26 protein-coding genes are annotated in these 26184 nt (G+C 41.7%); 23 read left to right on the top strand and 3 right to left on the bottom strand.

From position 1 onward, the window contains the following. The first annotated feature begins 251 nt into the window (after window positions 1–251). From PGLA_RS24130 to holA, 3 genes are all read left to right on the top strand, one after another. Complete coding sequence (locus tag PGLA_RS24130) at window positions 252–800, top strand: RNA polymerase sigma factor (RefSeq protein ID WP_068537742.1); 549 nt, start codon at window positions 252–254, stop codon at window positions 798–800. Next, window positions 797–2008 (top strand): anti-sigma factor family protein, encoded by a 1212-nt coding sequence (locus PGLA_RS24125; protein ID WP_068537741.1) that lies wholly within the window; start codon window positions 797–799, stop codon window positions 2006–2008. The genes PGLA_RS24130 and PGLA_RS24125 overlap by 4 nt, the downstream gene beginning before the upstream one ends. A 305-nt stretch (window positions 2009–2313) precedes the next feature. Further along, on the top strand, window positions 2314–3333 hold the full coding sequence (holA, locus tag PGLA_RS24120) for a DNA polymerase III subunit delta (RefSeq protein ID WP_068537740.1): 1020 nt from the start codon (window positions 2314–2316) through the stop codon (window positions 3331–3333). Between the two features lie 75 nt (window positions 3334–3408). Here holA and rpsT read toward each other — a convergent pair whose 3' ends face one another. Continuing rightward, window positions 3409–3681, bottom strand: a complete 273-nt coding sequence (gene rpsT, locus PGLA_RS24115; RefSeq protein WP_068537739.1) for a 30S ribosomal protein S20 — start codon at window positions 3679–3681, stop codon at window positions 3409–3411. A 159-nt stretch (window positions 3682–3840) separates the two neighbouring features. Between rpsT and gpr the strand changes: the two genes are divergently transcribed. From gpr to PGLA_RS24030, 17 genes are all read left to right on the top strand, one after another. After that, on the top strand, window positions 3841–4842 hold the full coding sequence (gene gpr / locus PGLA_RS24110; protein ID WP_068537738.1) for a GPR endopeptidase: 1002 nt from the start codon (window positions 3841–3843) through the stop codon (window positions 4840–4842). Window positions 4843–4967: 125 nt separating this feature from the next. Next, entirely contained in the window at window positions 4968–6227 is a 1260-nt protein-coding gene (locus PGLA_RS24105; protein WP_068537737.1) for a stage II sporulation protein P, read from the top strand. A gap of 35 nt (window positions 6228–6262) precedes the next feature. Beyond that, window positions 6263–6694: a hypothetical protein gene (locus PGLA_RS24100; protein ID WP_068537736.1), complete on the top strand. Its 432-nt coding sequence runs from the start codon at window positions 6263–6265 to the stop codon at window positions 6692–6694. Window positions 6695–6804: 110 nt separating this feature from the next. Next, complete coding sequence (lepA, locus tag PGLA_RS24095; RefSeq protein WP_068537735.1) at window positions 6805–8619, top strand: translation elongation factor 4; 1815 nt, start codon at window positions 6805–6807, stop codon at window positions 8617–8619. Between the two features lie 126 nt (window positions 8620–8745). Then, complete coding sequence (hemW, locus tag PGLA_RS24090; protein ID WP_068537734.1) at window positions 8746–9942, top strand: radical SAM family heme chaperone HemW; 1197 nt, start codon at window positions 8746–8748, stop codon at window positions 9940–9942. Window positions 9943–10015: 73 nt separating this feature from the next. Further along, window positions 10016–10477, top strand: coding sequence for an N-acetyltransferase (locus tag PGLA_RS24085; protein ID WP_068537733.1), 462 nt, complete (start codon window positions 10016–10018; stop codon window positions 10475–10477). Between the two features lie 108 nt (window positions 10478–10585). Beyond that, the gene (hrcA, locus tag PGLA_RS24080; RefSeq protein ID WP_068537732.1) at window positions 10586–11617 is read left to right on the top strand and encodes a heat-inducible transcriptional repressor HrcA; all 1032 of its coding nucleotides are present in this window, start codon (window positions 10586–10588) and stop codon (window positions 11615–11617) included. 14 nt (window positions 11618–11631) lie between these two features. After that, window positions 11632–13185, top strand: coding sequence for a TCP-1/cpn60 chaperonin family protein (locus PGLA_RS24075; RefSeq protein WP_068537731.1), 1554 nt, complete (start codon window positions 11632–11634; stop codon window positions 13183–13185). Window positions 13186–13272: 87 nt separating this feature from the next. Then, window positions 13273–13836 (top strand): nucleotide exchange factor GrpE, encoded by a 564-nt coding sequence (gene grpE, locus PGLA_RS24070; protein WP_068537730.1) that lies wholly within the window; start codon window positions 13273–13275, stop codon window positions 13834–13836. A gap of 75 nt (window positions 13837–13911) precedes the next feature. Then, window positions 13912–15750, top strand: a complete 1839-nt coding sequence (gene dnaK, locus PGLA_RS24065; RefSeq protein WP_068537729.1) for a molecular chaperone DnaK — start codon at window positions 13912–13914, stop codon at window positions 15748–15750. 140 nt (window positions 15751–15890) lie between these two features. After that, window positions 15891–17006, top strand: coding sequence for a molecular chaperone DnaJ (gene dnaJ, locus PGLA_RS24060; RefSeq protein WP_068537728.1), 1116 nt, complete (start codon window positions 15891–15893; stop codon window positions 17004–17006). A gap of 167 nt (window positions 17007–17173) precedes the next feature. Next, window positions 17174–17455, top strand: coding sequence for a hypothetical protein (locus tag PGLA_RS24055; RefSeq protein ID WP_068537727.1), 282 nt, complete (start codon window positions 17174–17176; stop codon window positions 17453–17455). Window positions 17456–17485: 30 nt separating this feature from the next. After that, window positions 17486–17677, top strand: coding sequence for a YfhD family protein (locus tag PGLA_RS24050; RefSeq protein WP_068537969.1), 192 nt, complete (start codon window positions 17486–17488; stop codon window positions 17675–17677). A gap of 171 nt (window positions 17678–17848) precedes the next feature. Continuing rightward, complete coding sequence (prmA, locus tag PGLA_RS24045; protein ID WP_068537726.1) at window positions 17849–18820, top strand: 50S ribosomal protein L11 methyltransferase; 972 nt, start codon at window positions 17849–17851, stop codon at window positions 18818–18820. Window positions 18821–18822: 2 nt separating this feature from the next. Then, window positions 18823–19506, top strand: a complete 684-nt coding sequence (locus PGLA_RS24040) for a site-2 protease family protein (RefSeq protein ID WP_068537725.1) — start codon at window positions 18823–18825, stop codon at window positions 19504–19506. A 29-nt stretch (window positions 19507–19535) separates the two neighbouring features. Continuing rightward, window positions 19536–20300: an RsmE family RNA methyltransferase gene (locus PGLA_RS24035; protein ID WP_068537724.1), complete on the top strand. Its 765-nt coding sequence runs from the start codon at window positions 19536–19538 to the stop codon at window positions 20298–20300. A 136-nt stretch (window positions 20301–20436) separates the two neighbouring features. Further along, a complete protein-coding gene (locus PGLA_RS24030; protein ID WP_068537723.1) occupies window positions 20437–20868 on the top strand; it encodes an NUDIX hydrolase in 432 nt (143 codons plus the stop codon). Window positions 20869–20953: 85 nt separating this feature from the next. Here the strand turns inward: PGLA_RS24030 and PGLA_RS24025 are convergent, their stop codons facing one another. Then, window positions 20954–21928, bottom strand: a complete 975-nt coding sequence (locus PGLA_RS24025; RefSeq protein WP_068537722.1) for a Na/Pi cotransporter family protein — start codon at window positions 21926–21928, stop codon at window positions 20954–20956. Window positions 21929–22062: 134 nt separating this feature from the next. On the opposite strand from PGLA_RS24025, the gene PGLA_RS24020 reads away from it, so the two are divergent. Then, complete coding sequence (locus tag PGLA_RS24020) at window positions 22063–23436, top strand: class I SAM-dependent rRNA methyltransferase (RefSeq protein ID WP_068537721.1); 1374 nt, start codon at window positions 22063–22065, stop codon at window positions 23434–23436. Between the two features lie 737 nt (window positions 23437–24173). Here PGLA_RS24020 and PGLA_RS29265 read toward each other — a convergent pair. Beyond that, window positions 24174–24536, bottom strand: coding sequence for a peptidase dimerization domain-containing protein (locus tag PGLA_RS29265; RefSeq protein WP_068537719.1), 363 nt, complete (start codon window positions 24534–24536; stop codon window positions 24174–24176). 559 nt (window positions 24537–25095) lie between these two features. Here PGLA_RS29265 and PGLA_RS24005 point away from each other — a divergent pair. After that, the gene (locus tag PGLA_RS24005) at window positions 25096–25269 is read left to right on the top strand and encodes a lysine biosynthesis protein LysW (RefSeq protein ID WP_068537718.1); all 174 of its coding nucleotides are present in this window, start codon (window positions 25096–25098) and stop codon (window positions 25267–25269) included. A gap of 12 nt (window positions 25270–25281) precedes the next feature. Continuing rightward, window positions 25282–26175, top strand: a complete 894-nt coding sequence (locus PGLA_RS24000) for an ATP-grasp domain-containing protein (protein ID WP_068537717.1) — start codon at window positions 25282–25284, stop codon at window positions 26173–26175. Window positions 26176–26184 lie beyond the last annotated feature (9 nt).

Here is a 26184-nt window from a genome sequence, read left to right as displayed (position 1 = left end):
GTAAGGTGGGGGGTTGAACTTCACCTCGTACTCTTGTAAGATTTCCATAGAGAGTCTTTCGTAATGAATAATTATAGTGTACCTTCATCATCAATCTCCACTTATTATGGGGGTTGAGTTTTTTGTGATTAGATGACATGTACTTTAGTTACATAATCTTATGAAATATATTTTTTTAAAAAGTGATTACAATTTGCAACAATTTGCTGGTCTTACACGTCAGTAAGATTGCAGGGAGAGGGGGATCCTTTGTGGTAGAGCTCGGACTCATTAGAGCGGCTCAATCGGGCGATCGCGACGCTTTAATTACCCTATTACGAGATATTGAACAACATGTATATCGTACGGCCTATTATATCCTGAACAACGAACAAGATGCGCTAGATGCAGCTCAGGAATCTTTGATCCGTATTTATACCCGAATCGACTCCTATGAGGAAAAAGCGAAGTTTAAGACATGGGTACAACGGATCGTGACAAATATATGTATTGATAAATTTCGTCGTAATAAACCAACGGTATCTATGGATGAACATGAGTTTGTGTTTCCAGATAAACAAGATGTTGAACAACTTGTGCTGTCTTCTTACATGGCAGAGGATATTCAGGAAGCTATTAATCAACTGCCAGAACATCATAGAACCGTTATTGTATTAAGGTATATACAGGATTTCTCCTACAACGAAATCGCTGATTGCTTGAACCTTCCACTGAATACGGTTAAATCATATCTATTTAGGGCAAGACAGCAATTACAGAGTATGCTTCAAGAGTACCAGAAAGGAGGTGTATCAGGATGAAATGTCCAGAGGTGATTGAATGGATGCACCGTTATTTGGATAACGATCTTAATGAAGAGAATACGACTCAGATGATGGAACATATTGCTCATTGTCCACAATGTGCGGAATCCTTCCGTATGCTCAAGTCATTAGCTCATGAATTAGAGGAACTTCCTCTTGTGGTACCTAAATATAGCTTGGTTGATGCTATTATGCCCCAGCTTGATGCAATAGATCGTGCACGGCTTGAAAAGTGTGCTTCTAAAGAGCGCTCACCTGAGGAAATGGTTCCGATGTCTCCTGTAATTGTCCCTAAGAGACGATTGTTCACAGGTATGGCAGCAAGAACGATGATCGGGGCTGTTGCAGCTATGGGAATCTTAGGCGTAGCTATCTATAATTATTCTCCGCAAGAGCTCTCGGATGCGCAGATACATGAACAAGCTATTGCAGAAGTAGAAACGATGCCCTCTACGGAGCAGAAGTCTGTTGATAATACCACTGGTAATAATACAGGTATTTCGATGGCTTCTTCTGATACGACTCAGCAGGATGATCTTGTTTCTGACTCAGCGGTTAGTCCGAATAAGGAACCAATCACGCCAGATCCAAAACAAGAAGATGAAATCAGTGTTCTCTCAGAACCGGATAAAGCATCAGACTCATCTGCTGGGTCTAAGGGTCCGGATCCAAGTTCTACGAAGGTAGCGGATACACCGAAGGCGTCCAAAGGGAAAGAGGATACGCCACAACCATCTAAGGATGTAGCGGATAAATCTAGCGCCCAAGATAAGTCTAGTGCTCAAGATAAATCAAGGAAGATAGAACCGGATCAAGGGCAAGATGCAGATCGTAAGATGGAAGCTGATACGCCAAAGGATCCGAAAATTAGCGAACCAAGGGAAGGGATAACGATTGACCCTACTCCTTCTCAAGAGGACGTTATGAATGATAATAAGGTATTCAGTTTGGCGGCACTCGAGTCGTGGAATTCACCAAATGGTAAAGTATCAGCAGTTCTGGAAGATAAGAAGCTGGTTATATACCAATTATCCTTAGATGGCGCAATTGAAAAGACGGTTATTCAAAGTATTGATCTAGTCGGTACTTGGGTATTGGGCGAATGGTCTGCAGACAGTAAGGTGTTTACGTATCAAACATCTCAAGATGGAAAAGTGTCTAGTTACACTTATTCTAATGATACGGCACCTGTTATTGCCCCGTAAAATTTCTTCATTCGTTGAAGCACCGTTTATGAAACTGAAGAATATGTTATATTGCGGTACAGTCAGCAGTTGCACTTGAATATTCAGCCATCAATATAAATGTGGAAGCCCTATTCGTTATGGCCACTGACAGGAAAGTTTCTAGAGCTTTTTGTTGTCGGTGTTTATATAGATGTGCTGGAACAGAAGGAACCTTGAGTGAGAGCTCGAGGTTCCTTTGTTATGGTTTGAAAGTCATTTTTTTGGTAGAATCATTAAAGGGCATTCAAGGGGTTATGCGTAGTAGTAAAAGAGAGGGAGATACCATGGATATCAAAACAGCAACGAAAGCTATCAAACATGGAGATGTTTCTCCTGTATATCTGCTTTATGGATTGGAGAAGTATCAAATAAAAAAGTTTACTTCCTTGTTAGAGGAGCAATTGCTTCAAAAGGAAGATCGTGATTTCGCCATTGTAAATTATGATCTGGCGGATACGCCACTTCAGGTTGTCATTGAGGAAGCGGAGACAGTACCTTTTATGGTGCCACGAAAGTTAATCTTTGTCCGAGATGCCTCTGTTTTCACAGCGGGTAAAGAGGGTGGTAAGATTGAACATCGTATTGAAGCACTTTTGGAATATCTGAAGAATCCTGCTGAATACAGCATCCTTATATTTCTCGTATATAATGAGAAGTTAGATGAACGGAAGAAAGTAGTTAAGGCGCTGAAAGCTGCCGGGGTTGTTCTTGCATTTGCTCCATTAGGGGGAGAGGAATTATTAGGCTGGGTGACTAAGGAGACGAAGCAGAGAGGCTGTGTATTAGCACCAGGGACAGCTGAGGCTCTCATTAGAAACGCAGGAACACAACTTCAGACATTAACAGCAGAACTGGATAAGCTTTGTTTATATGCTGGAGAGGGTGGAACGATCGATCTCGATACCGTGGAGCAGTTAGTAGCCCGCAGTACGGAACAAAATGTCTTTGCACTTGTTGAGAATATTGCCAATCTGAGGTTGGAACAAGCACTGGGTATTTTTTATGAGCTTCTTAAGCAACGTGAAGAACCGATTAAGATAGCAGCGCTCATTACAAGACAATTTCGCATTATTTTACAGGTGAAGGAATTGGCTGGTCAAAGTTATTCACAGCAACAAATTGCTTCACAGCTTGGACTTCATCCTTATGCAGTCAAAATAGCAGGTGAGCAAGCACGAAAGTTCAAATCAGGAGATTTAAGGGGAATATTGAATAGGCTTGCGGATTTAGATTTCCAAATGAAGACGGGGCGAATCGAAAAGGTACTTGGATTAGAGTTATTCTTATTACGACTACAAAATTAATAATACATGCTAAAAAGTCCTGATCAGCTAACTTGCTGTTCAGGACTTCTGCTTTTGTCGTATGAATAGCGCAACTTATGCTTGAGCATTAAGGGCGTTAAGTTTTTTCGCCAAGCGAGATTTCTTACGAGCAGCTGCATTCTTGTGGATCAAACCTTTAGTTACAGCCTTATCCAATTTCTTGGAAGCCAATTGAATGGTAGTATTAGCAGCTTCAACTTCGTTATTTGCCAGCGCGTTGTCAGCAGCTTTAACAGCTGTACGAAGCGCGGATTTTTGGGAAGCGTTGAGCGCATGACGTTTGTCGTTCGTTTTAACGCGTTTGATTGCGGATTTAATATTTGGCATTGCATTCACCTCCTGAAAGACATTCGATAGATCGAAATGATTCACAACTTAAAATAGTTTAGCATGGAGCACTATAAAAAGCAATACCAAAAAGGGTTTGAATAAACATCTCCTTTCTCTCGCACACTAGTATAAGAAGAAGAAGGAGGGTAAATACGGATGACTTTAGATTTGCAAAATTATAATGTTCGTACAGATCTTGCTGTAGATGCTAAGGAAATGGCTGAAAAAAGATACAACGCACCTATTTCAGGTGTAGATGAAGAAATTACGGAGTCAGACGGGATTAAAATCACTCGATTAAATGTGCATAACGATGAAGGGTCGAGGTTAATTGGTCGAGTGAAGGGTCATTATGTGACGCTGGAAGTTCCGGGGCTTCGTGATGGAGATACCGGACTACAAGGAAGAGTCGCTGAAGCTCTGGCCCGCGAATTCGAAGACTTTCTAACGCTGATTGGAATTGGTAAGACTAAATCTGTTTTGGTCGTTGGTCTGGGGAACTGGAATGTAACTCCTGATTCACTAGGCCCACTCGTTGTTGAGAATATATTAGTCACACGTCATTATTTTGAATTGGTACCAGATCAGGTTGCCCCTGGATACCGACAATTAAGCGCAATTGCCCCAGGAGTACTAGGGGTAACGGGTATCGAATCCAGTGAAATTGTACAGGGCATTATAGATCGCACAAAGCCTGATCTAATTATTGCTGTGGATGCACTTGCCTCCAGATCCCTAGAACGGGTAAATACGACGATACAGATTGCTGATATAGGTATCCATCCTGGGTCAGGAATAGGTAATAAACGTCGCGGATTAACGAAGGAAGTATTAGGTGTGCCTTGTATTGCTATTGGGGTACCTACAGTTTGTTACGCGTCAACCATTGTGAATAACGCTATCGACATGATGAAGAAACATTTGGATAAGGAAACCAACCAAACCAAAGAAATTATTGGAATGTTGGATGATATGCCTGAACAGGAGCGTCTAGGCTTAGTTAAAGAAGTGCTAGAACCTCTCGGACATGACTTGATTGTGACACCTAAGGAAATAGATAAGTTTATTGAAGATATGGCGAACATCGTTGCCACAGGGTTAAATGCAGCATTGCATGAGGCCGTTGATACAACCAATGTAGGTGATTATACACATTAATGATTGTATATACGAAAAGAAGTTCCGAATCTATCGGAATTTCTTTTTTTTTTGTGTATATGGTTCTAGTGAATCTCTAAAGTTCATAGATTTGAAGTATAAGAGATTACAGGAGGACATTAGACATGGAACGTAAATGGTTTCAAATTTGGAATATACACAAATGGAGAGCTAAATGGCTGTCTATTCTAACGATGGGACGCACCTTTTTACTACTGAGTATAAGTTCGATGGTATTCTTCGTTCTCCTTGGGGTTGGTGGGATAGCGGAGAACAAATTAAATTCTTCACCTGTGCAATCTATGAAGGGTTTTGCTTCATCGCTTTCTAGTGAATTTTTTGGAGATATGCTGGGAATGGAAATTCCTCATCTAAGTAAAGGGCAAACATCTTCTACGTTATCTGGCGAGAAAATGACCACATTTGTGTTCCAACTACTTACTAGTGTGAATCCTAAGGATCCTAAAAGTCTGTTGGCACGGGAATTACCCGGCATGGATGCCTTTGACCCTGTTCTACTTCGGAGCGCTTCTGGGAATAAAGATATGGAAGCACCTGAAGATTACCATCCCGACTCAGCTAAGGTTGTAGCCAATGCGAAATCACAAGAAAACGAAGTCGTCATTCCAGAACCTGTTACTAGGCCTGATATTGTTAAGGATCCATTGGATAAAGGTCCAACAAAGGATACGCCAGTGGATAGCAATAGTGAGGTGCTAATCTATCATTCTCACGCTCGTGAAGCTTTCAATCCATTAGTAGGGACGGTTAGCACTAACCCAACCTCTTCATCACCCTCCCAAAATATTATGCAGGTTGGAAGTTTTATCGTTAATGAATTGAAGTCAAAAGGTGTTGCAGCAATACATCTAAAAGATGACTTTCCCTCTTATATAAAAGATTACAGTTATAAGTTTTCGTATAAATATTCTCGTCAATCTGTTAAATCCGCACTTGCGCAAAACACTAAATTAACTTATTTGCTCGATATTCACCGTGATTCTCAGCGTCATAAGACAACCACTACTGAGATTAATGGCATTAGTTATGCACAACTGTATTTCATCATTGGTCATGAGAACAAAAATTGGCGGCAAAATGAAGCTTATGCTAATTCTATAAATAAAATCATAGAAAAATCATATCCGGGAATATCAAGAGGTATTTGGGGGAAAACAGCAGAGCAAGGTAACGGTGAATATAATCAGTCGCTCTCACCTAATAGTATCGTGATTGAGATTGGTGGGATTGATAATACGAAGGAAGAACTTCAGCGAACGTCTCGTGTTTTGGCAGATGCTGTATCTGACGTGTATTTCGCTGATCAGAAGGCAAAGAAAGCGAGTACCGTGACATCTGAAACAAAAACCAAAAATGGCGGCTAAAGCATAGGGTTGATCACAAAAGGAGGAAACCGTTGATGACTCGTTTCACTAAAAAAATGTGGATTATTATCATTTGGGCAGGGTTAGGACTACTTATTGGAATACAGTTAGCAAGTCCTAGCCGGTCTTCTTCGATCCAACCAAATATAGCTAAGGCGACCACGACAAGGCCAGTACAGGAAATCACGGTACCCTTACCACAGATCGTTCCAAACGCCCAAACAGCTGGATCTTATACGATTACAGTTCAGGCGAATCCTACTCCTGCTCAGAATGAGGATACTTCTGAACAGCAACAAGTGGAAGTGCCAGACTATTCAGATAAAACACCTCAGCAGATTTTAATACCAGAGACATCAAAGCCCACAGTGGATGTACTAGCAGATAAAACGGCCAATTTACTACAAAAAGCGTCTCAAGAGAGCATTCAATTCGTAGTATCTTTATTCAGTTCAGCAACGCAATGAGCATGGATAGCTTCTCCAATTTTTGCTGAAATGTGTATGGGATTGCCGCTCTTACCTACAACTGTTATAATGAGGTGATTGATACATCAGGCTGTTTGTGGGGGTAAGGCATGACGGACGTATTTGAAAGACAAAAGAAAATTCGTAATTTTAGTATCATTGCACATATAGACCATGGTAAATCTACTTTGGCTGACCGTATTCTTGAGTATACGGGTGCACTGACTTCTCGAGAAATGCAAGAGCAAGTGTTGGATAAGATGGACCTCGAGCGTGAGCGTGGGATTACGATTAAGTTGCAAGCTGTTAACTTAAAGTATCTTGCTGACGATGGAGAAGAGTATATTCTGAATTTAATTGATACACCGGGACACGTGGATTTCACGTATGAGGTATCTCGAAGTCTTGCAGCTTGCGAAGGCGCATTACTTGTCGTGGATGCTGCTCAGGGTATCGAAGCTCAGACGCTCGCTAACGTGTACTTAGCACTGGAAAACAACTTGGAGATTTTACCTGTTATTAACAAGATCGATCTACCAAGTGCGGATCCAGAACGTGTAAGGCAGGAGATTGAAGATGTTATTGGGTTGGATGCAAGCGATGCTGTACTAGCTTCAGCGAAAGCTGGAATAGGGATTAAGGAAATCTTGGAGCAAGTTGTAAAACAAGTTCCATCTCCTACAGGAAATCCGGACGAACCACTTAAAGCTTTGATCTTTGACTCTCACTATGACCCTTACAAAGGCGTAATTGTGTATATTCGAGTTGTAGATGGAAGCATTAAAGCAGGGTCCAAAATTAAGATGATGGCAACAGATAAAACATTTGAAGTCATTGAGGTCGGTGCCTTCATGCCTAGCATGACCATCGTGGATGAACTCAAAGTTGGAGATGTTGGATTTATTGTTGCCGGAATTAAGCACGTTGGGGATACACGAGTAGGGGACACAGTGACCAATGCGAAGAACCCGACACCAGAAGCGTTACCTGGTTATCGGTCAATCAATCCAATGGTATATTGTGGACTATATCCGATTGAGACCTCAGAATATGTAGATTTACGGGAAGCGTTAGAGAAGCTACAGCTAAATGATGCATCTCTAACTTTTGAACCGGAATCTTCTAGTGCGCTTGGTTTTGGATTCCGTTGTGGATTCTTAGGGTTACTTCATATGGAGATTATTCAGGAGCGGATTGAGCGTGAATTCAATATTCCACTCATCACCACTGCACCAAGTGTTATCTACCGGATCGCGATGACGAATGGGGATATTATTACGATTGATAACCCATCTAATTATCCTGAGATCGGCAAGATCGACCATGTAGAAGAGCCTTACGTTAAAGCATCTATTATCGTACCCAATGATTTTGTAGGTATGGTTATGGAGCTGTGTCAGAACAAACGTGGAGAGTTTATAAACATGGAGTATCTAGACGATAAGCGTGTAACGATCATTTATGATGTTCCGCTATCAGAAATTGTTTATGATTTCTTTGATAAGTTGAAGTCCGGTACGAAGGGTTATGCATCGTTTGACTATGTTATATCTGGATACCGTACATCTAATCTTGTTAAAATGGACATCTTGCTTAACAATGAACAAGTGGATGCTCTTTCTTTCATCGTACACCGTGATCGCTCTTTCAATCGTGGTCGTACCATTTGTGAGAAATTACGTGAGATTATTCCACGTCAGATGTTTGAAGTGCCTATTCAAGCAACAGTAGGCACGAAAGTAGTTGCACGTGAAACGGTAAAGGCGATGCGTAAGAACGTGTTGGCTAAATGTTACGGTGGAGATATATCTCGTAAGCGGAAGCTTCTTGAGAAACAAAAAGAAGGTAAGAAGCGCATGAAGCAGGTCGGAAGCGTTGAAGTTCCGCAGGAAGCATTTATGGCGGTACTGAAAATCGACGACTAAGTAAGCAAGTTTTGGATGGAATTAGAGCAATCTAATCACAGGGGAGCCGCTGCGGCTCCCCTTTTCTAACAATATAAGATAATTTAAGCTTTTATGAATGAATTTTAATGAGTGAAGGGGATTATTATGGCTGAACGCAAGCATCACAAGCAAAATGGACATCTGGGAAGCCGTAAGCCTCAAGCGGTTTATTTGCACATTCCTTTTTGCACAAACAAGTGCTTTTACTGTGACTTTAATTCATATGTGTTGAAAGATCAGCCGGTAATGGATTATTTGGTTGCCTTAGATCGTGAAATGGAACTTACGGTTGAACAGACTCCACCGGGACAGATCAAGAGTATATTTGTCGGCGGTGGTACGCCAACGGTTCTGAAACCCGATGAAATGGCGTATTTCTTGAAGTCGGTCCGTACGCATTTCCCTGATTGGTCTGACGATATTGAATTCTCGATGGAAGCTAACCCGGGAACAACGGATTTGGAGAAGCTAACGGTCATGAGAGAAGGCGGTGTGAATCGTGTCAGCTTCGGGGTACAAGCATTTCAGAATGATCTACTTTCAGGGATCGGAAGAATTCATAACACAGATGATGTCTATAAAAGCTTAGAGAATGCTCGCAAAGCGGGATTTGATAATATGTCGATTGACCTGATGTTCGGACTACCGAACCAGACGCTTGAGATGCTATCGGAGAGCGTGACGAAGGCATTGGAGCTTAATCTTAACCATTACTCCATTTACAGCTTGAAAGTAGAGGAGAATACGCTCTTCCATACGATGTATCAGAAGAATCAATTACCTTTGCCACATGAAGACGATGAGCTTCAGATGTATCTTCTGTTGATGGATCGGATGAAACAAGCAGGTTATAACCAATATGAGATTAGTAATTTTTCTAAACCTGGCTTTGAAAGTCGTCATAATATGACGTATTGGTTGAATGAGGATTACTACGGTCTTGGTGCAGGTGCACATGGTTACGTGGGGCGTCAGCGCCATATGAATATCAAAGGTGTTAACCCCTATGTGGAGGGTGTGAAACAAGGGCTCCCACGCTTAGATAGCTTCCCTATTTCGAAAGAAGAAGCAATGGAAGATTTCTTGATGGTTGGACTACGTGTTATGCAAGGTGTATCCAAAGCCCATTTTGAAGAGCAATTTGAAGATCAGATGGATGTTGTGTTTGCGTCGCAGTTGGATAAAATGTTGAATGCAGGTCTTCTTGAGACAACACCTGAGGGGTATCGGTTAAGTCAAAAGGGCATATTGTTTGGAAATGATGTATTTGCTGAATTTATAGGATCAATCGTGACAAATTAACGTCTTGAACTTTTATGCGTGCTGTTGTATATTTATTCATATTGATTGGCAGCATGTGTAAGGGGGAAGAGGTATGGCGGTATTATGCAGAAGAGCAGTTCCGGAAGATGTGGAACATCTTTTTACAATGATTGAGGGCTATGCAAAGAGGGGAATCATGCTCCCACGTTCTGTCAAGGTATTGGAACAACAACTGGATCAATTTGTTGTAGCAGAAATCTTAGGCGAAGTCATCGGATGCGGTTCATTATGCCGACTTGGGAATGATTTAGTGGAGATTCGTTCTTTAGGTATATTAGAAGATTATAAAGGCCAAGGAATTGGTTCTATGCTGGTAGATGCATTAATTGAGGAAGCTAGACAACAGAACATTCCTAAAGTGATGGCCTTAACATATGAAGTTTCTTTTTTTGTGAAGAATGGATTTGAAGTCGTAGAGAAAGAAATTTTCCCGGAAAAGGTGTGGACTGACTGCGTCTTTTGTAGTAAACAACATTGTTGTGATGAGATAGCTGTACTTAAGATACTGAACTGACTTGACAACAATTAGGTCAGTTTGGTATTTTTGTATTAGCAGTTAGCACTCATTGCTTGCGAGTGCTAACGAAGGTGAAAATTAGATTGCTGCGAGGAGGAGAAAGAGTTGTTAACCGAACGCCAAAGAATGATACTGAATGTTATTGTTGACGATTATATCCGTTCTGCCGAACCTGTCGGTTCTCGCAGCATTTCCAAGAGACCTGATGTTGGGTATAGCCCAGCTACTATCCGTAATGAAATGGCTGATTTAGAAGAATTGGGGTTTCTTGAACAACCCCATACTTCCGCAGGAAGAATACCTTCACATAAGGGCTATCGTTATTACGTTGATCATATAACTCCTTGGAATTCTATCGCACCAGCTGAACTAAACACGATTCGAACTTTTTTTGCAGAAAAACTGAATGTTATGGAGCAAGTCATCCAACAATCAGCTATGATTCTTTCTCATATGACGAACTACACATCCATTTTACTTGGACCAGAAGTGTTTCATACGTCTTTGCGCCATTTTCAGTTGCTCCCTCTTAATGAGACGACAGCCGTGGCGATTATTGTAACAAGCACAGGACAAGTAGAGAATAAGACCGTAGCTATTCCCCCGGGAGTATCTGTTTCGGAGATGGAGAAAGTGGTGAATTTGCTTAATAGCAAATTGGTCAATGTCCCACTTTTCAAGTTGAAGTCTCGTTTGTATTCCGAAGTTGCTCAAGAGTTAGAGAGATATACCTCCCATTACGAGGAATTGCTCATCGTCTTGGATTCTGTACTGGATAGTGAACATGATCACCAAGTGTATTTAAGTGGTACAACGAATATGCTCACGCAACCCGAATTTAAAGATGTTGATAAAGTCAAAGATATTCTCGATTTGCTTGGAGAAACCCCTACACTCATGAAGATGATGACACCAACCGCTGGAGAAAGTGGGATTCAGGTAAGAATAGGTACAGAGAATGATCACAAGGCTTTCGCTAACTGTAGCTTGATTACGGCTACCTATTCTCTAGAAGGAGAATCCCTAGGTACGATTGGTATATTAGGACCTACACGGATGGAATATGCCAGAGTCATGAGTATTATGGAGATTATTTCGAAAGATTTGACAACGTTATTATCACATTGGTACAAATAGGGAGTGAGAAATAAATGAGCCAGGGACAGCAACCCGTTCGTGAAGGTGAGGAGCGCTACGCAACCTTACTTAACAACAGCAATGCGGTCCGCGCTATCACTTCCGCGGTCGAAGGTACACTTGGTCCTAAGGGACTCGATGTTATGCTTGTTGGTACCAGAGGAGAAGTAATCATTACCAATGATGGCGTCACTATTTTGGACAGAATAGACGTAAGTCACCCTGCTGCAAGCTTACTTATTCAAGTGGCTAGATCTCAGCAACGAAAAGTAGGAGACGGTACAACTTCAGCAACGGTACTCGCGGGAGCGCTGGTACAAGAAGGTGTTGCTCAGATTGTAAAGGGAGTTCCCGCTTCCAAAGTCGTCTCAGGCATGCAGGAGGGAATTGAATTCGCAATAGAGTCGATGGAGCGTCGAACTAGAATGATTACGGGACTCAAGGATCCTTTGTTGGAGAAGACAGCCTATGTTGCTGGACGAGAACGAAGAGATATCGTGAAGTTAGTCATGGAAGCCGCTTTAAAGGTAGGCATGGAGAGACTCAAGGATCCTACATTTAACTTGGCGGATTGTGTGATTGCGATTGAGAAAGCTAACAACGAAGTATTCGAAGGTTTGTTATTGCGCCAAAAACCAATGCATGTACTTGGGAATATAGTGCTTATGGATATTCGGGTATTCGTACTTCAAGATGCGCTAGAGCCAGAATCTTTAGATGAAGAAATATTAACAACGGAAGCTGGGTTTGCCCGCTATATGGAATTAAGGGAGCAGTTCGGCAGAGAGTTAATGAACTTATCTCATCTAGGTGTGGGTGTGATCTTGCTGGAACGTGGGATTCATCCTGATGCCGAACAGTTTTGTCTGGATCATGGTATACTTGTCGTTCAGCGCATTAGTCGTATGGATCTAAGCCGAGTATGCGAGATGACGGGTGCGGTTCCTGTACGACGTACCGCTTTACATAAGGATCCAGAACAACTGCAACGTATATTAGGAAGCTCACCACGGGTTGCATATGATGACGAGCTTGAGCGTGTCCGTATGCAAGCGCAAGAGGGTAGTCAAGAACCGTTCGTTACGATAGTTGTTGGTGCAAGTACGGCTGAAATTGTGGGTGAATCAGCACGGATCGCAGGAGATGCGGCATCTGCTTTGCAAGCTGCCGTATCCGGAGGCGTGCTGCCTGGTGGAGGCACTACGGAGTTGGCAGTTTCCTATGAATTGGAGCGCCACCGGGAAATAGTAACAGGTATGGAAGCCTACGGTGTTGCTGCGGTAGCAGCTGCTCTTAGAAAGCCGATGTCCCAAATTTTGTTGAATGCGGGTTATAATCCACTTGAGAAATTAGAGGAAGCCCGTGCCGCTCAAATTGCTGAGAATAGCGACAGTATGGGGATCGATTGCGATACCGGACTTGTTATCGATTATGAGCTTGCAGGAATTATTGACCCAGCTCTCGTGAAGTCCCATGGATTGAAAGCTGCTGGTGAAGTCGCTACAGCGGTGCTTCGTATTCATAATGTGATTAAGATGAGGGAAGAGGATGGACGGTTAAATGATTAGCAATACCGTTATCCTCATTGAACTCATATAACATAATCAAAAATGTAATGATTTCATTTTAAAGTTTCTTAAGGAGGTGAAGACATCATGAAAGAAGAATATCAGGACATAAACACGGTTCCGGAAGATACAAATGCGGAAATCGTTGAAGAAGTAAATGAGGAACAATCAACGTCTTCGCTTGAACAAGAACCGGTATCTATAGCTGAGATGGAGCGCCTACAAGCACTCGCAGATGAGAATCAACTACGTGTTCTACGTACTCAAGCGGATTTCGATAACTATCGCAAGCGCACACAGAAAGAGAAGGAAGAATTTGCTAAATACGCATCTACGAAGTTGATCACTGAGCTTTTGCCAATCGTGGATAACTTTGAACGAGCGTTTAGCGCGGTTGTTGAAGATCATCTTAATGAGTCTTTCTCAAAAGGGATGAATATGATTTATCGCCAACTAGAAGGTGTACTACAAGCTGAAGGTTTAGTTGCTATGGAAAGTGTGGGTCAGACATTTAACCCAGAATTTCATCAGGCAATTATGCAAGTTGAGAGTGAAGAATACCCAGAAGGTACCGTTGTTGAAGAAGTTCAAAAGGGCTATATGTTGAAGGATAAAGTACTTCGTCCCGCAATGGTAAAGGTAAGTCAATAGTTGTTGGATTAGGATTATTTAATAAGTGATAAATGAAATTCAAAATGATGACCATATTGAAGGAGGAATTTTAGAATGAGTAAAGTAATTGGGATTGACTTAGGTACAACGAACTCATGTGTTGCAGTTATGGAAGGCGGCGAAGCCGTAGTAATTCCGAATCCAGAAGGTGCACGTACAACACCATCCGTTGTAGGATTTAAGAAAGATGGGGAACGTATTGTTGGTGAAACAGCGAAACGTCAATCGATCACTAACCCTGACCGTACAATTATGTCGATCAAACGTCATATCGGTACAAATCACAAAGAACAAATCGATGGTAAAGATTATACTGCACAAGAGATTTCAGCAATCATTCTTCAAAAGCTAAAATCAGATGCAGAAGCATATCTAGGACAGACTGTTACTCAAGCTGTTATCACAGTTCCAGCTTACTTCAACGATAGTCAGCGTCAAGCAACGAAAGATGCTGGTAAAATCGCTGGTCTAGAAGTTCTGCGTATTGTCAATGAGCCTACAGCTGCAGCACTTGCATATGGTATGGAAAAGACAGAAGACCACACGATTCTCGTGTATGACCTTGGTGGCGGTACGTTTGACGTATCGATTCTTGAACTAGGCGATGGTTTCTTTGAAGTAAAAGCGACAAGTGGAGATAACCGTCTTGGTGGAGATGATTTTGACCAACTTGTTATTGATCACCTAGTAAGTGAATTCAAAAAAGATCAAGGTATTGATCTAAGTAAAGATAAAGCTGCTGTACAACGTTTGAAAGATGCTGCAGAAAAAGCGAAAAAGGAATTGTCTGGTGTATTAACTACAACGATCTCCTTGCCGTTTATTACTGTAGTTGACGGCGTGCCACAGCATTTAGAGATTAACCTAACTCGTGCTAAATTCGATGAATTGACAGCTTCCTTGGTTGAGCGTACGCTTGGACCAACACGTCAAGCGCTTAGTGATGCTGGTATGACAGCTAACGATATTGATAAAATCGTTCTTGTGGGCGGATCTACACGTATTCCTGCTGTTCAAGATGCGATTAAGAAATTGACAGGTAAAGACCCTCATAAGGGTGTTAACCCGGATGAAGTTGTTGCTCTTGGTGCGGCTGTTCAAGCAGGCGTATTGACAGGTGACGTGAAGGACGTAGTTCTTCTTGACGTAACACCATTGTCTCTTGGTATTGAAACTGCTGGTGGTGTATTTACGAAGATGATCGAACGTAATACTACGATCCCTACAAGTAAATCCCAAGTATTCTCTACTTATGCAGATAATCAACCAAGTGTTGAGATTCATGTTCTACAAGGTGAGCGCCAAATGGCTGCCGGCAACAAAACCCTTGGACGCTTTATGCTAGGAGATATTCCTCCAGCACAACGTGGTGTTCCACAAATTGAAGTATCATTTGATATTGATGCTAACGGTATTGTTAACGTATCTGCTACGGATAAAGGTACAAATAAAACTCAGAAGATTACGATCACATCTTCAAGCGGATTGAGCGATGAGGAAGTTGATCGTATGATGAAAGATGCTGAAGAGCATGCGGAAGAAGATCGTCTACGTAAAGAGTTGATTGAAGCGAAGAACAATGCGGATCAACTTGTATACTCCACGGACAAAGTGATTAAGGATCTAGGCGAGAAGATCGATGCATCTGAAATCGAAAAAGCTGAAGCAGCGAAAGAAAAAGTGAAATCAGCTCTAGAAACAGATAACATCGAAGATATTAACAAAGCGACTGAAGAATTGACTGAAATCGTTCAACAATTGTCTATGAAGTTGTATGAGCAAGCTGCTGAGGCAGAGCAAGGTGCCGAAGGTGAAGCAACTGGCGGAGCTAAGAAGGATAATGTTGTTGATGCAGATTACGAAGTTGTTGACGAAGATAAGAAACAAGAGTAACCTATAGAAAGTTTCCTTCATAAGTTGTGGGAGGAAAAGGGGAAGGTCAAAGCCGGGTCATCCCGTGCTTTGGCTTTCCCTTTGTTACAATGATATAGTAAACTATTTATATGATAAATTAGATGGTATGGGGTGGAAGAGTGGCTGAAAAGCGCGATTATTACGAAGTACTGGGCGTTAGCAAAAGCGCACCAGATGAAGAAATTAAGAAGGCCTATCGCAAACTTGCACGACAATATCATCCAGATGTGAATAAGGCCGATGATGCAGAAACGAAGTTTAAAGAAGTTAAAGAAGCCTATGATGTTCTAAGTGATGGTCAGAAGAGAGCCGGATATGATCAATATGGACATGTTGATCCTAACCAAGGTGGATTCTCTGGCGGCGGTGGCGACTTCGGTGGTATGGGTGATATATTCGATATGTTCTTCGGTGGTGGCGGACGACGTGATCCGAATGCGCCACAACGTGGGAACGATCTACAGTATACGATGACGATCGAGTTCAAAGAGGCTGTATTTGGCAAAGAAAGTGATATTACTATTCCACGTACAGAGAATTGTGATACATGTCATGGATCAGGTGCTAAAGCGGGCACGAAACCTCAGACTTGTCACGTGTGTCATGGTAGTGGACAAGAAGAAGTCGTGCAGAATACACCATTTGGGCGTATGGTGAATCGTCGTACTTGTTCGACATGTAGTGGTAACGGTAAAATTATTAAGGAACGTTGTACAACTTGCCAAGGACAAGGTAAAGTTAAAAAACAACGAAAAATTCACGTTAAGATCCCTGCTGGTGTAGATGATGGGGCACAACTACGCATGACAGGTGAAGGTGAAGGTGGAGTACGTGGTGGTCCATCAGGGGATCTATATATTGTTATTCGTGTGAAATCGCATGATTTCTTCGAACGTGAAGGGGACGATATTTATTGCGAGATCCCGCTGACGTTTGCTCAAGCTGCTTTGGGTGATGAGGTTGAAATTCCGACATTAACGGAAAAAGTGAAACTCAAGATTCCAGCAGGTACTCAGACGGGTACATTCTTCCGTCTAAGAGGCAAAGGTGTTCCACGTCTTCGTGGTATCGGTCAAGGGGATCAGCATGTAAAAGTGGTGATTGTTACACCGAGTAATCTAAGTGATGAGCAGAAAGATTTGCTTCGGCAAATTGCTTCTTTAGATGGAGAAAAGACACATGAACATGAGCAATCTTTTTTTGATCGTGTGAAGAAGGCTTTCCGCGGAGACTGATCCTTTGTTGATATATCATATTTGTGTATAGAAATCGAAAGCTTAGCCGTTATGGCTAAGCTTTTTTTTGCATTTGTTAACACGCATAATTAGAAGAATGGAGCGGTAACCTACTGGTATGTTCTTGATACAATAAACTGAATTAAAAAGTGTAGGTGGAATAGAAGATGGGTGAAAGAAATATTCTTGCGTATTTTAAAAGTCCTGAAGAAGCAGATCGTGTTTCACGAAAGCTGGAGTCGTTACGTGTTGTTGACATGTCTATTAATCGGTTTAATGCGTTCCAGGGGGGTGAACTTAACGATACCATGCATGCGATTACAAGCGACATGAGTGATGGAGGTCATGGTGCGACGAGTGGATTTGATATTTTACTTAGTGTTGTAATAGAGAACAATTCATTCGACCAAGCGATGCGTATCGTCGAAGAAGCTGGAGGAATAGTGTAGTAAAATTTGAGGAAGGATGGTTGAATGAAAATGACTGAATATACGCATGAGAAGAATGTTAAATTAACAAAGACTGAGAAGGTTATTGAACTCATGTCTATGAAACAAGAAGATGTGGAATTCTCGGCACTCGAAGCGGATCAGGAAGACGTTGAAGCAGTAAGACGAAGCGAAGCGGCAGATGGGCGACAATTAAAAAGGATGAATCGTGATGAAAAATAGCTCCCTCACTTGGATCATGAATTCATAAAGGCATGAATGAATTAGAATAAAGCTATGTCGTCTATATATGGATGACATAGCTGTTTAATTTTATAGTTTAAATTTTGTACACAGAACTCTTTGTATAGTACAATGGTACTTATGCAAAGGGACGAGGGGGATATTTACATAATGTTATGGCATGAGTTTACGATACATACCACAGAAGAATCAGTTGAAATGATTTCTAATTTCTTGCATGAGGCAGGAGCAGGTGGAGTATCCATTGAAGAATCAGGAACGCTAAATAAAGTACGCGACACGAAATATGGTGAGCTGTATGATGCGCCATTAAATGATATTCCAGAAGGTCAGGCTGTCATTAAAGGCTATTTCTCTGTAGAGACAGAGATGGACTCGATTATAGTTACGCTGAAACAACGAATTGAGGAGCTTAGTCAGTATGATATTGATACTGGTGACGTTTGTTACGAGAACAAGATCGTCAATGAAGATGATTGGGCGGATGCATGGAAGCAATATTTCAAGCCACTCCGAGTATCTAAAACCCTAACGATTAAGCCAACATGGGAAGAGTATACTCCTGAATCCGAAGAAGAGAAGCTTATTCATTTGGATCCAGGGATGGCTTTTGGTACGGGTGCACATCCGACTACCTCTCTCTGTCTACGGACACTAGAGAATGTGATTAAGGGTGGCGAAGAGATTATCGATGTGGGAACTGGATCGGGTATATTGGCTATCGGTTCCATTCTACTTGGTGCTAAGCATGTCTTAGCTCTTGATTTGGACCCTGTCGCGGTACATAGTGCGCAGGAGAATACGGCTTTGAATGGCATGCAAGATAGTATTACGGTTAAAGAGAGTGATCTTCTTTCGGTTTTCAAGCACCAATCAGAAGGCGTGAATTTAGGCGTGAGCGTCCCTGTGAATATGGTCGTTGCGAATATTTTAGCCGAGATTATTTTATTATTGATTGATGATGTATACCAGGTGCTAGAGCCTGATGGGATTTTCATTACGTCCGGTATTTATAAGAATAAAGAACATGTGGTTCAAGAGGCTCTTAAACTTGCCAATTTTGAAATTATCGATGTGAATCGTGAAGAAGAATGGATTGCCTTTGTGGCTAGAAAGAGGTAAGTATGGAGTTTTTAAATAAAATATTGATTTATCCGATCGACAAAATGCCATTTTTCTTAATTGCTATCGTATTAGCTTTTACGGTACATGAGTTCTCGCATGCCTATTTCGCGAATAAATTCGGTGACCCAACGGCTAAGTTATTAGGGCGAGTCACCTTGAATCCTGCTGTCCATTTTGATTTGTTTGGTATTATATTGTTGGTTATTGCTGGATTTGGTTGGGCTAGACCTGTTCCTGTGAACCGTGAGAATTTCGATCGTCCACGGCTTATGGGTGTCATTGTCTCTATTGCAGGGCCACTTAGTAATTTTGTACTCGGTGTATTGGGTTCGTTGATTTATGCAGGTCTTGTACAATTCGGTGTCCTAGAATCCATTACGAATTTGAAATTAGCTGAAGCGACAGCGACTTTGTTTTATTTTATTATCATTATGAACTTTTTCTTGTTTTTATTTAATCTCATCCCTTTGCCTCCTTTGGATGGTTACCGCGTGCTCGAAGACGTTGCACCACGTGAAGTTAGAGGTAAACTTCAGCAGTTTGAACAGTGGTCTATGTTAATCTTTTTATTGATCCTGTTTATTCCAGGACTTCAAGCATATACGATTACACCATTGTATAAAGCGGCTATGACGATGTATGTGGAATTTATAAATATGTTTATGGTGATGTTTGGAGCTTAATTACTGTAAGGATAGGATGTGTTTAAGCGATGCAACGATATTTTGTGTCTGTGGAACAGTTCAAGGAAAATACAGTTGAGATTACTGGGGACGATGCTAGACACATTACGAAAGTGATGCGCGGTAAGGTAGGAGATAAGATTATTGTAAGTGATGGTCTATCACGCGAAGCGGTAGTTGAATTAGAGTTACTAGAGCAAGATATAGTCTCAGCTAATATCGTTGAACATCTCGACATGTTACAAGAAGCCCAAGTGAAAGTTACGGTTGCACAGAGCCTTCCCAAAGGGGATAAAATGGAGACGGTTATTCAGAAGTGCACTGAAATCGGAGCTGTATCTTTTGTTCCATTTCTCTCAGAACGGACCATTGTTCAGTATGATTCGAAGAAAGAAGAGAAACGTCTAGATCGGTGGCGTAAGATTTGTAAAGAAGCTGCTGAGCAAAGTCACCGCAATATTGTTCCGACAGTGGAGCCTTCAATGACGTGGTCACAGCTTATGAAGTCTTTTGCAGGATATGATGCTGTGTATTTTTGTTACGAGAAGGAGCATGGGTTACAATTACGTGATGCTCTGACTCCTTTTGTCCAGAGTGTAACAACGGGTAGCGCACCTAAAGTACTTCTCGTGGTTGGACCAGAAGGTGGATTTAGTGAAGGTGAATGCCGTAAAGCTGAGGAAGCAGGCGCTATAAGTGTAGGATTAGGACGTCGAATTCTTCGTTGTGAGACTGCCGGTATGGTTGCCCTTTCTTGTATATTATACGATTTTGGTGAAATGGGAGGAGTTTGAGTAAACTCCATTAGATATCATTTTAAATGTCACGTTGTTGCGAAAATATGGACAAGGATTTCATTTCCAGATTGAAGGAAATGAAATCCTTGTTGTTATTATTTATAATAATATGGAATATTGGGGGTCATCATATATGGCACGCAAAGAGATCTCAGCAGGTGGCGTCGTGTACATGAAAAAGCAAGAGGATCTTCGGATTCAGCTTATACTGGACCGTTATGGCAAGGTATCCTTAGCTAAGGGTAAAATGGAACCGGGAGAGACGATCGAAGAGACCGCTCTTCGTGAAATTGAAGAGGAGACGGGTATACTAGGAGAGGTGATCTCCCCAGTAGATATTATTGCGTACACGTATCAGAACCCTGTTCATGGTGAAGTTAATAAAGAAGTCCACTACTATCTGGTGGAAGCCAAGGGTGGTCATCTGAAGCCGCAAGTTGAAGAGATCAATGAAGTGTCATGGTATGATTCTCAGGAGGCTTGGAGTCGTCAGCAAAAGAGTGGTTATCGTAATAATGATACTATTCTTAGGAAGGCTCTTTTGCTATTAGGCGTTAATGTTTAATGGATAGATAGATTGAACGAAAGTTTGCGCTCACCAGTTCAATCATTTCTAAAGAAAATCATGAATATGAGCGTTCGTCTTTAGTTCAATCACGATGATCTATTCTTCTCCATAGAGGAAGATAACATATAGGAAGTGCTATGAGTGAACTTAGAATGTTAAATATCGTCTGAAAATGGGCAATTTGACTACCTAAATCACTGGATAGCCAAGCGGATACATGATGTAACTGTTGAATAAAGGGCATAAACAAAGCTGCACCGCCGACATTCAATACGACATGAGTCCAAGCGACAAATTTGCCTGAGGGAGTACTACCTGCTGCTGCAATAACCGCAGTAAAACAGGTGCCTATATTAGAGCCAAGAACGATAGCAATACCAACCTCTACTGGAAGGGCTCCGGAACTGGCGAGGCCCATCGCTAGGCCGATGACTGCTGCGCTACTGTGGATGAGAGCGGTTAGGCATGCTCCAGCGACTACTCCCCAGAGGACATTCTGAGAGGCACGTTCGATGAACCATGTGAAGACACCATAGGTATCTAATGTGGGTCCAATCGATTGCATCACACGAATACCGAACATGACCAGTGCAAATCCTGCTACTGCAAGAGATATGTATTGAATGGGCTCGAAGAGATGCTTGAAGCGATGAAGCTTCCATGAATGACGATCATTAGCGATCACAGCAGTGCCCCATATCGTTATGGCAAGGAGTAGCAAAGGGGTAGCGATCTGCCCTATCTGTAAACCGATTAATTCGGTCGTAAGACAGGTGCCGATGTTGCTTCCAAGAATAATGCCGATTGTTCTGGCGTAGGTCAGCAAATCGGCATTAACGAGACCCATTGTGATAACGGTAACAGCCGTACTACTCTGTAGAATCGCAGTAATGACTGTGCTGAACAACATGCCCTTGAGAGGGGTTGCGGTTGCTTTTCTTAGAAAGGAAGTTAAGAAGGGTCCCGCCCATCGAGCCAAGGCAATCTCCATGACTTTCATACCAAATAGAAAAATGGCAAGCCCGTATATAATGGGGAAAATAACAGATTGGAACATGGGATGAGTCTCCTTTAGTGATTCTTGTCCTATGATTTACTTATATGTTCAAGGCTGTACAGCCATGACAAACATGACAGAACCTGTGGTGACAACGAGTGTTCATACAGGTAAATATTAGGGAGTGAAGTATAGTGGCATCCGTTATTCTACATCGCAGTCAGAAGAAAAGATTAGAACAAGGACATCCTTGGGTATACAAAAGTGAAATTGCAACGGTAGAAGGGGAACCTGAAGCAGGTCAATTAGTGAACATTCTTAATCATCAGAAACGTTATCTCGGAACAGGGTATTACAATCCTGCTTCACAGATCACGGTAAGAGTTGTTTCCTACAAACCGTTGGAGTCGATGGACAAAGCTTTCTTTGTTGAGCGATTCCAGAACACCCTACAGCACCGAGAACGGTTCACTAAGGGGGAAACGGCCTATCGATTAGTCTACGGTGAGGCAGATTTCTTACCAGGTCTAATTGTAGATCGATTCGATGATATACTCGTTATCCAGCTGTTAACTCTTGGCATGGACGTGTGCCGTAATGACATTGTAGAGGCATTGGTACAAGTCATACAGCCACAGGGAATCTATGAACGCAGCGATGTATCTGTACGTGAATTAGAGGGCTTGGAACAAGTGAAGGGTCCATTGTATGGAGAGTGTCCACGCCATGTAACCGTTCGTGAGAATGGCTTAGCGATTAAAGTGGATATCGTTGAAGGACAGAAGACTGGCTATTTCTTTGATCAACGTGAGAACCGTGCTTCGATTGAGCCTTTAATGACAGGTTGGGGTGGAAGAAGTGGTATCAGCTTGCAGGAAGTTGAACAAGATGGAATCACGAAGGAACTACCTGTGAATAAGAGTGGCAGTGTTGTTACATTCCCTTACTGGGATGGAGCTACGGTGCTAGAATGCTTCTCACATACAGGTAGCTTCACACTGCACGCTTGTAAATATGGAGCTAAGAAAGTAACTTGTCTGGACATTTCTCAGCATGCCATTGAGAGTGCTCAGGAGAATGTGGATTTAAACGGATTCACAGACCGTGTAGAGTTCGTCGTGGATGATGCTTTCCAATATCTTCGCACACAGGTTAAAGGTGTCGAGGAGCGGGAGAAACGGTCTACTACGGGTACAGGTAAGAACAAAGTGGATACGTCCAAACCGATGACTCCGGGTGTGGGTCGTACATGGGATGTTGTTATTCTTGATCCTCCAGCATTCGCCAAAACGAAGAGTGCAGTTCCAGGGGCGTGTCGCGGTTATAAGGACATTAATCTACATGGAATGAAACTAGTCAATGAAGGTGGATTCCTCGTAACAGCAAGCTGCTCTTACCATATGCGTCCTGATATTTTTCTAGAGACGATCCAGGATGCAGCATTAGATGCAGGTAAAATCCTTCGTCTAATCGAGTGGCGCGCGGCGGGTAAAGACCATCCACAGATTCTTGGTGTGGACGAAGGACATTATCTTAAATTCGCTATCTTTGAAGTGCGTAGTAGATAATGTGAATCACATATGATTCATTTAGGAATAAACGTTGTTATCGAAAAAAGCATCCTTTTCTCAATTTATATGAGAGAAGAATGCTTTTTTTGTTGCAGCATTACATGAGAATCCATCAAGATAGTAATGGATAATTCTTAAGGAAGTGAATATTTATTCTTTGATATCCCATTTGTTTACGTTATTAAATTGACCGACATTGGCGGGTTTACCTGCGATGATGTCCTTAGAAACCGCTTGTAAACGTTTCTCAGAATAGATGGCGAGAGCAGGAAGTTCCTCATGTAGTATTGCTTGGAGCTGTTTGTATCAAGGCGCTTCGCAGGTTCGGTTTCAATTTCACCCTGAGCAATGAGTGCATCCACCTGTGATTTTATGATATTTAAGGAAATTATTTTCGTTATTACTTTATAAGCTTTTCCTTTTGTCGACTGCAGAAATTCCGCTTTTGCTTGCTCGAGAACTTCCTTTCCATCAACTAGTAGTTCATATGCCGAAAGCGCGATAATCTTTGAGGCATGAAGCATACCCGTAAAGCCAATGGGGGAGCCAAATGAAGCAGTAGCTTGCCATGTATGTAATGGAATGCCGACAGCTGAGCAGGTTGTTCCGATCTGTCCAAGGGGAGCTATCCATGAGACATCACCAAAATCTGATGATCCCCCGACACTCCGACCCAGCGTTTTAAAGCTAATGAATTCAGTAGGTAGCAGCGAGTTTTCGTTGATACAATTGGGCTAGCATTTTCTGAGAGGCTTCTCGTGATGCTGGATCGAGTGTTTGAACCAGAGCTTCTGCAAAGGCTTGGTCTTCCTCCGTAAATTGGAGAGGGCCAACGTCTTCCTTTGCTTGAACATAAGCTGATTTAGGGTATTGTTCACGTTAAGATCGTAGGCACCAGCTTTGATTTCAAAACTTACTTCCGTTTCTGTCATTAGCGCTGCACCATTGGCAATTTTGATCACGCGTTCCAATACCTCATCGACTTGAACCCGATTCGCTCCTCGTAAGAAATACCAAGTACTTGCTTTATCCGGCGCGATATTAGGTGCAATACCTCCATTCGTAATGGTGTAGTGAATGCGAGTACTATCTATCACATGCTCCCGCAAATAATTAGCACTGCAACACCAGCTGTTCCCAGGAGATTATGTCCACATCCATGACCAGGGCCATTTGTTTGGATTTCTTCCTTCAGGGTTCCTACAGTTTGGGATAAACCAGGAAGAGCATCATATTAGCCTAATATTCAAATAATGTATCTGTGAACAGTGGGGATAATATAGCATATTAATTTTTCGCCGTATATTACCATTAAATAGAAATATTCTATTCAAAAAGAGGGATACTCTATGGTAATGCTTACAACCTTGATGGGATGCTACAGTCTGGATATTGCAAATTCGTTATTATATTTACAAAACAAAAATGATGGCGGAAACATAGAGTTGTTCTATATCAAGATAGAAGAGACTTATTGAACTCTAATTGACTGAAATGGAAAATATATGATAATTTTAAAACAAATTTTAATCCCCATTTGTCTGATGGAAGTATGGAGATGATTAGAATTTAAGAAAAATGCGGTTGAATACTGCATCAATACCCATTATTCATGTGGGTATAATAATAATTTAAATTTGAAAGGTGGAAAAAGAAATGAGTAGCTTAAGTTGTCTTGTGTGCAAGTCTGATTTTAGCGTAGAAGAGGATGCAACAACGGGGGAGATCGTGGAATGCTCCTCATGTGGTCAAGAACATGAAGTGCATGCCGTGCACAATTTAATAACTATAGCTCTCGCTCCAGAAATTGAGGAAACCTGGGGTGAGTAAAGGAGTTGGATTATGAGTAGACATACTGACGTACTAATCTGCGTAACCAAACTACGTGAGGAAGAAAAAAGGATATCTGATTTACTTAAAGAGGATGGTTTGAACGTTGAGATTAATCTTGATTCCATGGACTTACCCTTGGAATCAGATAGATCTGAGCAAGTTGGATTAGCGCTCATAAGGTGTCTTTCTCAAAAACAGGCCTTGAGTCGATCAACCCTGCTGGAATTAGCTGGTGTTGAAACGGTCAATTCAGTTAAGGCGATTACGATTTGTACGAATAAAATTTACCAATCTATTGTATTTCATAAAGCCAGTATCCCTCAGCCCAGATTTAAGGTTGCCTTTACATCATCCAATATAACAGCATCGTTTGATGACTTTAATGATGGGTTTGTGATCAAACCTGCGAGCTCTTCTTGGGGACGAGGAATTGCTAGAATTGTCGGAAAAGATAGCTTGGACACATGGATTGCAGCAAGGGAATCTTTGGATCCTACGCAACAATCCTTCCCTGTACTGGTTCAAGAGTTTGTTGATAAGGGGGATTTCGATATCCGGGTCGTGATTGTGGGAAATAAGCCAATTGTGGCTTTCCGCAGAGTGTCGATCGACAACTGGAAAACGAATACTCATCTGGGTGCTGAAATTGAAACGATGGATATTAATCCTGAGATTCGATTTATATGTAAGCAACTGATTGATATTTTGGGAGAAGGTATTTATGGATTAGATTTATTTTATGATTTCAAGAATAACTGTTATCTCGTATGCGAAATTAATCAAAATCCTGAGTTCGCCAAATCTTGGAAAGTCCATGATGTCGATGTTGCGGATCATATTGCACAGTATTTAAAACAAAAAATAACGCTAAAAAGTAAAATTGCTCAAACAATAAATGGATAATGGAGGAGG

The sequence above is a fragment of the Paenibacillus glacialis genome (genome assembly GCF_001637205.1).
GTDB classification, from domain to species: domain Bacteria; phylum Bacillota; class Bacilli; order Paenibacillales; family Paenibacillaceae; genus Paenibacillus_AQ; species Paenibacillus_AQ glacialis.
Note: the sequence above shows the minus strand (reverse complement) of the source record. Positions and strands in the feature narration are given on the sequence as shown.